Origin of the sequence: Zoogloea sp., assembly GCF_017302315.1 — a bacterium.
Lineage (GTDB): Bacteria > Pseudomonadota > Gammaproteobacteria > Burkholderiales > Rhodocyclaceae > Zoogloea.
The window spans coordinates 1-6,697 of record NZ_JAFLDT010000130.1 but is presented as its reverse complement, the minus strand read 5'-3'; the positions used below and the strand labels follow the sequence as shown (position 1 = coordinate 6,697).

The 6,697-nt window shown below is 67.4% G+C and carries 6 protein-coding genes; 3 read left to right on the top strand and 3 right to left on the bottom strand.

The window, feature by feature from the left end; translation table 11 throughout:
• From J0L98_RS20735 to lexA, 3 genes are all read right to left on the bottom strand, one after another.
• A partial coding sequence (locus tag J0L98_RS20735) for a DNA polymerase Y family protein (protein WP_296414047.1) occupies positions 1-1,300 on the bottom strand: 1,300 nt, incomplete at its 3' end.
• Positions 1,236-2,027, bottom strand: a complete 792-nt coding sequence (gene imuA, locus J0L98_RS20730; RefSeq protein ID WP_296414046.1) for a translesion DNA synthesis-associated protein ImuA — start codon at positions 2,025-2,027, stop codon at positions 1,236-1,238. The genes J0L98_RS20735 and imuA, both read right to left, overlap by 65 nt.
• 27 nt (positions 2,028-2,054) lie before the next feature.
• Positions 2,055-2,657 (bottom strand): transcriptional repressor LexA, encoded by a 603-nt coding sequence (gene lexA, locus J0L98_RS20725; RefSeq protein WP_296414044.1) that lies wholly within the window; start codon positions 2,655-2,657, stop codon positions 2,055-2,057.
• A 351-nt stretch (positions 2,658-3,008) separates the two neighbouring features.
• On the opposite strand from lexA, the gene J0L98_RS20720 reads away from it, so the two are divergent.
• The 3 genes from J0L98_RS20720 to J0L98_RS20710 all read left to right on the top strand — a co-directional run bounded on the left by J0L98_RS20720 (position 3,009) and on the right by J0L98_RS20710 (position 6,227).
• The gene (locus J0L98_RS20720; protein ID WP_296414040.1) at positions 3,009-3,530 is read left to right on the top strand and encodes a peroxiredoxin; all 522 of its coding nucleotides are present in this window, start codon (positions 3,009-3,011) and stop codon (positions 3,528-3,530) included.
• Positions 3,496-3,975: a peptidylprolyl isomerase gene (locus J0L98_RS20715; protein ID WP_296414037.1), complete on the top strand. Its 480-nt coding sequence runs from the start codon at positions 3,496-3,498 to the stop codon at positions 3,973-3,975. The genes J0L98_RS20720 and J0L98_RS20715 overlap by 35 nt, the downstream gene beginning before the upstream one ends.
• Before the next feature lie 203 nt (positions 3,976-4,178).
• Positions 4,179-6,227 carry an ABC transporter ATP-binding protein gene (locus tag J0L98_RS20710; RefSeq protein WP_296414035.1) on the top strand — a complete coding sequence of 683 codons (2,049 nt, stop codon included), beginning with the start codon at positions 4,179-4,181 and terminating at the stop codon, positions 6,225-6,227.
• Positions 6,228-6,697 lie beyond the last annotated feature (470 nt).

Below are 6,697 nucleotides of genomic sequence, written 5' to 3'. Positions count from 1 at the left end.
GGGGCCGGGCCATGGGCCGGGGGGTGGGCAGTAGCCACAGGGGGCGCGGGGATGAGGGCAGGTCGAGGGCGGCGTGGGGGCCGGTCCTGTCCCCGGGAATGGGCTCTGCCCAGCGCCAGGCCCGTTCGGGGCGGTGGTCCGGGTGGGCGGCCAGGCACTGCACTGCCGCATGACCAAGACGTGCGCGCAGGGTGGCGAGGAGCAGGCCCGGGTCTCCCTGTTGTCCGTCGTCGCCATCGAAAAGATCGGTGCGGGGCGGGGTGAGCAGGCGGGGGGCATCGGCTTCCAGGCGCAGGGCATCGACCGGTGCGGGCAGGGGGCTGCGGGTGAGGTGTTCGCGGGCCAGCATCTGGCAACGGGTCATGTCCCGCGACAGGGCGCCCAGCACGATCTCCCGTGGCTCTTCACGGCTTTCGCTGCCTTGGCGGTGGCGTTCGTATTCGAGCACCAGGGTGAAGCGTTCCAGCCCGGCCTGACGGGCATCCAGCCAGCCGGAGAGGCCGGCAAGCAGGCGACGCACGCCGAACACCAGGGTGTCCACCTGGTCGGTGGGGGCCGGCAGGGGCAGGCGGGCAGCGTAGCGTTCGGGGGGGACGAACCAGGGGCGCGGGTCGGGGACGGTGGCGTAGGCCCGATCGAGCTGGGCCGTGACGGCCCGGGCGTGGCGCCGGGCCAGACCACTGCGGGGCAGGCGTTGCACGTCTGCCAGGCAATGGATCCCGATCCCGGCGAGCAGATCGAGATTTTCCGTCGTCACGGCGCCACCACAGCCATCGGCCACGACCGTGATGGGCAGGGGGGCCAGGGCTGCTGCCAGCCCGGCTTCAGCGTCGATCAGGCTCCCTGGGGAACAACGGGCCAGCCAGCGCGCTGCCAGCGGGGTGGGGGCGACAGCCACCTGCCCGGCAAAACCGAGCTCGCCCAGGCCCGCCTCGATGCTTGTACATAGGGGTACGAGTCCGCCGAAGAGACGCAGGCTGGCCTGGATTTCGAGCAACAGGGTGTCGGGTGGGTCGAGGCTGATGCTGGAGGTGAAACGGCCCGCCCAGGTGGCGATCTCGGCCAGGGCTGCGCTTTCAAGGGCGGGCGTCCGCTCCCGCAGGTGCAATTGGGGCGCTAGGGCCAGAGCACTGGCGCGGCTGATCCCTGGTTCCACGCCGCATGCCACTGCCGCCGGATCCGCGGCCACCACCCGGAGTTGTGGACGGGGGCCGAGAATGGCCAGCGGGCCGGCATCACTGCGCCCCCGCGTGAAAACCTGCAGGGCCAGATCGGGCAGGACGAGGGCGCACCAGAGCATGGACGGAGGCGTCAGGGTTGGAATGAGGGTGGGAGGTGGGAGGGGCGGCGCTGCTCCCCGTCGTTGTGGCCAGATCGGGGCGGGAGCGGGCTGCGGACCAGGGCAGCATGAGGCGCACGGGGGCAGCCAGCATGGGCCCACGGCGTTTGAGCACACGGACCTGGACGCCACCCCGGTCGGCACTCAGCACCAGGCGCAGCACAGCCGGGGAGGCCTGACTGGCCACACTGGCCGGGCGCAGCAGGATCAGGGGGGTGGCGCTGTCTTCTGCAGCCAGTTGCAGGCGGCGCAGGGCGGCCATGTCGGCTTCGGCCAGCCACAGCAGGACGATCTCGCAGCTACGGGAGGCCAGTGCCTGGCGGCAGGCCCAGCGGGCATGGGCCGGGCTTTCGGCCTGCACCAGCAGCAGTCGCCCGAGGGGGACGCCCGCTGCGGCGAGGGCCGGTGCATAGGGCAGACCCGGCGGCGCGATGCATACCGCCCAGCGCCCGGCGGGAATGTTGCGTAGCTGGGGCAGCAAGAGCCCGAGCTCGCCGATGCCGAAATGGGGAATCAGCAGCTCGGTGAGGGCACCCGTCGGCCATCCGCCGCCGGGCAGCACGGCGTCCAGGGCCGGATGGCCAGTGGGCCGCCCGGGGGCTGCTTCGACGGCCAACCGGTCACCCCGCCAGACCAGGTGGTCAAGGGCGGAGAGAGTGGTGGCGGAGCGGGCTGCCGGGGTGACCATGGGGTGTGTGCAAGGAAGCCGAGCAACTCAGAGAGGGTCGGAGCGGATCAGGCCGACTGCCAGGCCTTCGATCTCCAGGGGCGAGCTGCGGGTATCCACCACGATGGGTTCGAACTCCGGGTTGGCGGGGAGCAGCTCGACAATCGGCCCCTTGCGGGCCAGGCGTTTGACGGTGACTTCGTCTTCTACCCGGGCGACGACGATCTGGCCGTTGCGGACTTCGGTGGTGCGATGGACGGCCAGCAGGTCACCATCGAGAATGCCGGCGTCGCGCATGCTCATCCCGCGCACCTTGAGCAGGTAGTCGGCGCGGGGAGAGAACAGGCCGGGGTCCACCTGGTAGCGGCCCTGGACGTGCTCGGCGGCAAGGATGGGGCTGCCGGCGGCGACCCGCCCGATCAGGGGCAGGCCAAGGGCTTCCATCAGGCGGATGCCCCGGGCACGGCCCTCTTCAAGGGTGATGGCGCCCTTGGCGGCCAGGGCGCGGAGGTGGGTTTCCGCCGCGTTGGGGGAGCGGAAACCAAAGGCGGTGCAGATCTCGGCCCGGGTCGGGGGGCGGCCTTCCTGTTCGACGGTGTCGCGGATGAGTTGCAGGATCTCCTGCTGCCGGGAGGTGAGCGTGTCTGACATGGGGACTCCTGTGGGGTTTGTGTAATTTTATACAGCTTTCGGCGCTTCGCAAGCTGTTACATCCTTGCTGCAAGGCCTTTTCAGCGTGACAAACGTCAAACAAGGCCCACAAATCCCTTGAGCACCCGGCCCCCATGGGCTATCCCTTCAAGGACGCAGACCAAAAAGCGTACCGCCGTGGTGGTGGTCAGAGCACAAAAAGACAAAAACAGAGAACAGCGCAAGTCGTATCGCCCAATCAGCAAGGGTTCCATCCAGAGCCCACAGCCCCCGGAGGAGATCTTCATGCATGTCAGTCCCCAACACGCTTCGGGTAGAGTTCTCAAAGCGGCTCGGTTAGAATCCCCAGCCGTGTCGGCCGAGCCCCGCGAAGGCGAGCCGGCTCCGCTCTTTTCCCTGCCCGATGCCGACATGGAGATGTTCGATCTGGCGTCGGTGCTGGGTTCCCATCATGTGGTCCTGTATTTCTACCCCCGTGACAACACCCCCGGCTGTACCCGCCAGGCCATCGACTTCAGTGATCACGATGCCGATTTCGAGAAGGAAAAATGCATCGTGGTCGGCATAAGCCCCGACGACTGCATGACTCACGCGGATTTTCGCGATGAGCATGGTCTGTCGGTCGAACTGCTCTCCGACGAGGAGGGCGAGGTGTGCAAGCTCTACGGGGTGTGGCAGTCGGCGCTGGTGAATGGGGTCATGAAACGCAATGTGCGCCGCTCGACCTTCATCATTTCCGCCGATGGGGTCTTGCAGCACGTACTGCACGATATCAATCCGCGCGGCCATGCCGCCGAAGTCTTTCAGCTGATCAAGCAGCTCAACTCAAGGAATGTAAATGGAAATCGCCAAGAACACGGTCGTAACGCTTAACTACACGGTCACCGATCCGGAAGGCAATATGATCGACGACGGTCAGCACCCCCTGGTGTACCTGCACGGCGGTTACGACGGCATCTTCGCGGTGATCGAGGAAGCCCTGCACGGCAAGAAGGTGGGCGACAACACCAAGGTCAAGCTGCTGCCCGAAGATGCCTTTGGCGAGTACGACGAAGAGCTGGTGCTGGTGGAAGAGGCCTCCCTGTTCCCCGACAATATCGAAGTCGGCATGTCCTTCGAGCGCGTCGGTGAAGACGGCGAAGAGGATGTGGTCTATCGCATCACCGACATCGCCGACGGCAAGGTGGTGGTGGATGGCAACCATCCCCTGGCCGGTACCGCGCTGATCTTCGATATCACCGTCAAGGAAGTCCGCACTGCCAGCGCCGAGGAGATCGGCCACGGTCATGTGCATGGTGAGGGTGGTCACCACCACTGAGGGTCTGTGAATAGATCTGCTGTGCGGCCCGACCTTCCGGTCCATGTACCTGCGGCATCTGCGTGCAGGTGGAGAAGGGAGGGAGTGCAGGGGGGCGACAGCGGTCTTTCACGTGTTTGTCCTGATGGGCCCGGGCACCGTTTCACACGGCATTTCCGGGCCCCTGACTTGAACGGGCCGCACTGCGGTCCGTTTCCTTTGCGATGAACAAACTGGACAAGGAAGGCCCGGCCCTGCTGCGTGTCGAGGGGCTGCGGGTGGAACTCGGCGCCCGGAGCAAGCCGGTGCGTCCGGTGGACGGCATCAGCTTCGACGTGCCGGCCGGCAAGACCCTGGCCCTGGTCGGGGAATCCGGCTGCGGCAAGTCCATGACTGCCCTGGCCTGCATGCGCCTGTTGCCGGCGGGGGGCCGGATTGCTGCAGGTTCGGTCAGCCTTGGCGGGGAAGCCCTGCAGGATCTGCCGGAAACCCGCATGCGTGACATCCGTGGCAAGCACCTGGCGATGATCTTCCAGGAGCCGGCCACCAGCCTCAATCCGGTGATGACCGTGGGTGACCAGATCGGCGAAGTGCTGGTCCGCCACCGGGGCCTGCATGGCCAGCCGGCGTGGGACGAGGCCGAGCGCTTGCTTGATGCGGTGGGCATCCCCGACCCCCGGCGGCGCCTGTCCGAATACCCCTTCCAGCTATCCGGCGGCATGAAGCAGCGGGTGATGATCGCCATCGCCCTGGCGGGCGACCCCCGCCTGCTGATCGCCGACGAGCCCACCACGGCCCTCGACGTGACCATCCAGGCCCAGGTGCTCGACCTGCTGGCCGATCTCCAGGCCCGCCGCGGCATGGGCATGCTGCTGATCACCCACGACTTGGGCGTGGTGTCGCGCATGGCCCACCGGGTGGGGGTCATGTACGCCGGCGAGCTGGTGGAAACCGGCGACCGGGAAGACTTCTTCAGCAAGCCGCTGCATCCCTATTCCCGCAAGCTGTTTGCGGCCCTGCCCACCCCGGCCCAGCGCGGCCGGGTCCTGGAGACCATCGTCGGGCAGGTGCCCCGCCCCGGCGAGCGCCAGGAGGGCTGCCGTTTTGCCGAGCGTTGCCCGCAGGTCCAGGACCATTGCCGGCGTACACCACCGGCCCTGCACGGGGTGGGGCGGCAGATGGTGCGCTGCCACCTTTATGATCCCAACGGGCGCATGGGCTGGGTGCAGACACCGCCGCGGCCGGCCGCTCCGGAGATCCGCCCGGCCGAAGCCGGCAAGGCGCTCGACATCGCCGCCCTGCAGGTGCACTTTCCGGTCCGCAAGGGTTTGTTCCGGCGCGTGGTGGGGCATGTGAAGGCGGTGGACGGGGTTTCCCTGCAGGTGCCCGCAGGCGAAACCCTGGCCCTGGTGGGCGAATCCGGCTGCGGCAAGACCACCGCCGGCAAGGCGCTCCTCAAGCTGGTACCGGCCAGCGGTGGCCAGGTCCATTACGGTGGTCAGGAGCTCTTGTCCTTGCCTCCAGGTCAGTGGCAGCCCCTGCGCCGGGATCTGCAGATGATCTTCCAGGACCCCTTCAGCTCCCTCGACCCGCGTATGCGGGTGGGCGAGATCCTGGAGGAGGGCATGCAGGCCCTGGGCGTGGAGCCCGACGCGTCCAGCCGGCAGGCCCGGGTGGACGCACTGCTGACGCGGGTCGGCCTCGATCCGGCCATGCGTCACCGCTTTCCCCATGAGTTTTCCGGTGGTCAGCGTCAGCGCATCGCCATTGCCCGGGCCCTGGCGGTGTCACCCCGGCTGATCGTCTGCGACGAGCCGACGAGCGCCCTGGATGTGTCGGTACAGGCCCAGATCCTCAACCTGCTGCGGGAGCTGCAGGCCGAGTACGGCTTGTCCTACCTGTTCATCACCCACAACCTGGCCGTGGTGGACTACCTGGCCCACCATGTGGCCGTGATGTACCTGGGGCGCATCGTGGAGCGGGGCTCGGCCGAAGAGGTCTTGCGCAATCCGCGCCATCCCTACACCCGCATGCTGCTGGCGGCGGTGCCACGCATCGAGGCCAACAGCCGGGCTGGAGTCCGGGCAGGTGAGGCGACCCGGGGCGACATGCCTTCGGCTTTCAGTCCACCCTCAGGCTGCCATTTTCACCCGCGCTGCGAGCACGCCAGCGAGGTGTGCCGCAGCACCTATCCGGAAGAAACCCGTCTGTCGGACAGTCGGGTGGTGCGCTGCCATTTCCCTCAGGTGACGCCAGCGGCGGTGCCTGCGTAAGGAGTGGGGTCGCGCCTTGTGGGGGCGAATTTGATTTTTTAGGCTGAGCCTTTACTGACGGGTGTTCCGGTGTTTAGCGTAACGTTGGCCGGGTCTCGGCCCGGCGGCCGACCTTCTTCTTTGTTGTACGACAAAGAAGAAGGCAAGAAAACGTACCCCGCTGTCGCGCCCCCTTCGGGGGTTCCCTCCCTCCGGCGATGCCGGGCGGGGTCTTCGCAAACTCGCCCTGCGGGCTCAGACATGCGAAGCCCTCTTTCCGCCCGTCATCACCTCCAGTCGGCACGCCAGAGGGGAGAGGAAATGCAGGTGATCAACGGCCAGTACCCGACTCGATTTCCGCAGGGGCTCGGTGCATCCGAAAAGCCCGTTCCGCCCCGCCGAGCAGCGCAGCAGCAGGCGGGGAAGTCCGGCGCGGCTGTCTGAGCCCGAAGGGCGAGTTCCGCGCCGGCCGCCTGCTGGGAGCAGCGCAG

Bases quoted from the DNA above. Each gene is read 5' to 3' on its own strand.
- imuA (WP_296414046.1), bottom strand. From the start codon at position 2,027: ATGGTCACCCCGGCAGCCCGCTCCGCCACCACTCTCTCCGCCCTTGAC.
- lexA (WP_296414044.1), bottom strand. From the start codon at position 2,657: ATGTCAGACACGCTCACCTCCCGGCAGCAGGAGATCCTGCAACTCATC.
- J0L98_RS20715 (WP_296414037.1), top strand. From the start codon at position 3,496: ATGGAAATCGCCAAGAACACGGTCGTAACGCTTAACTACACGGTCACC.
- J0L98_RS20710 (WP_296414035.1), top strand. From the start codon at position 4,179: ATGAACAAACTGGACAAGGAAGGCCCGGCCCTGCTGCGTGTCGAGGGG.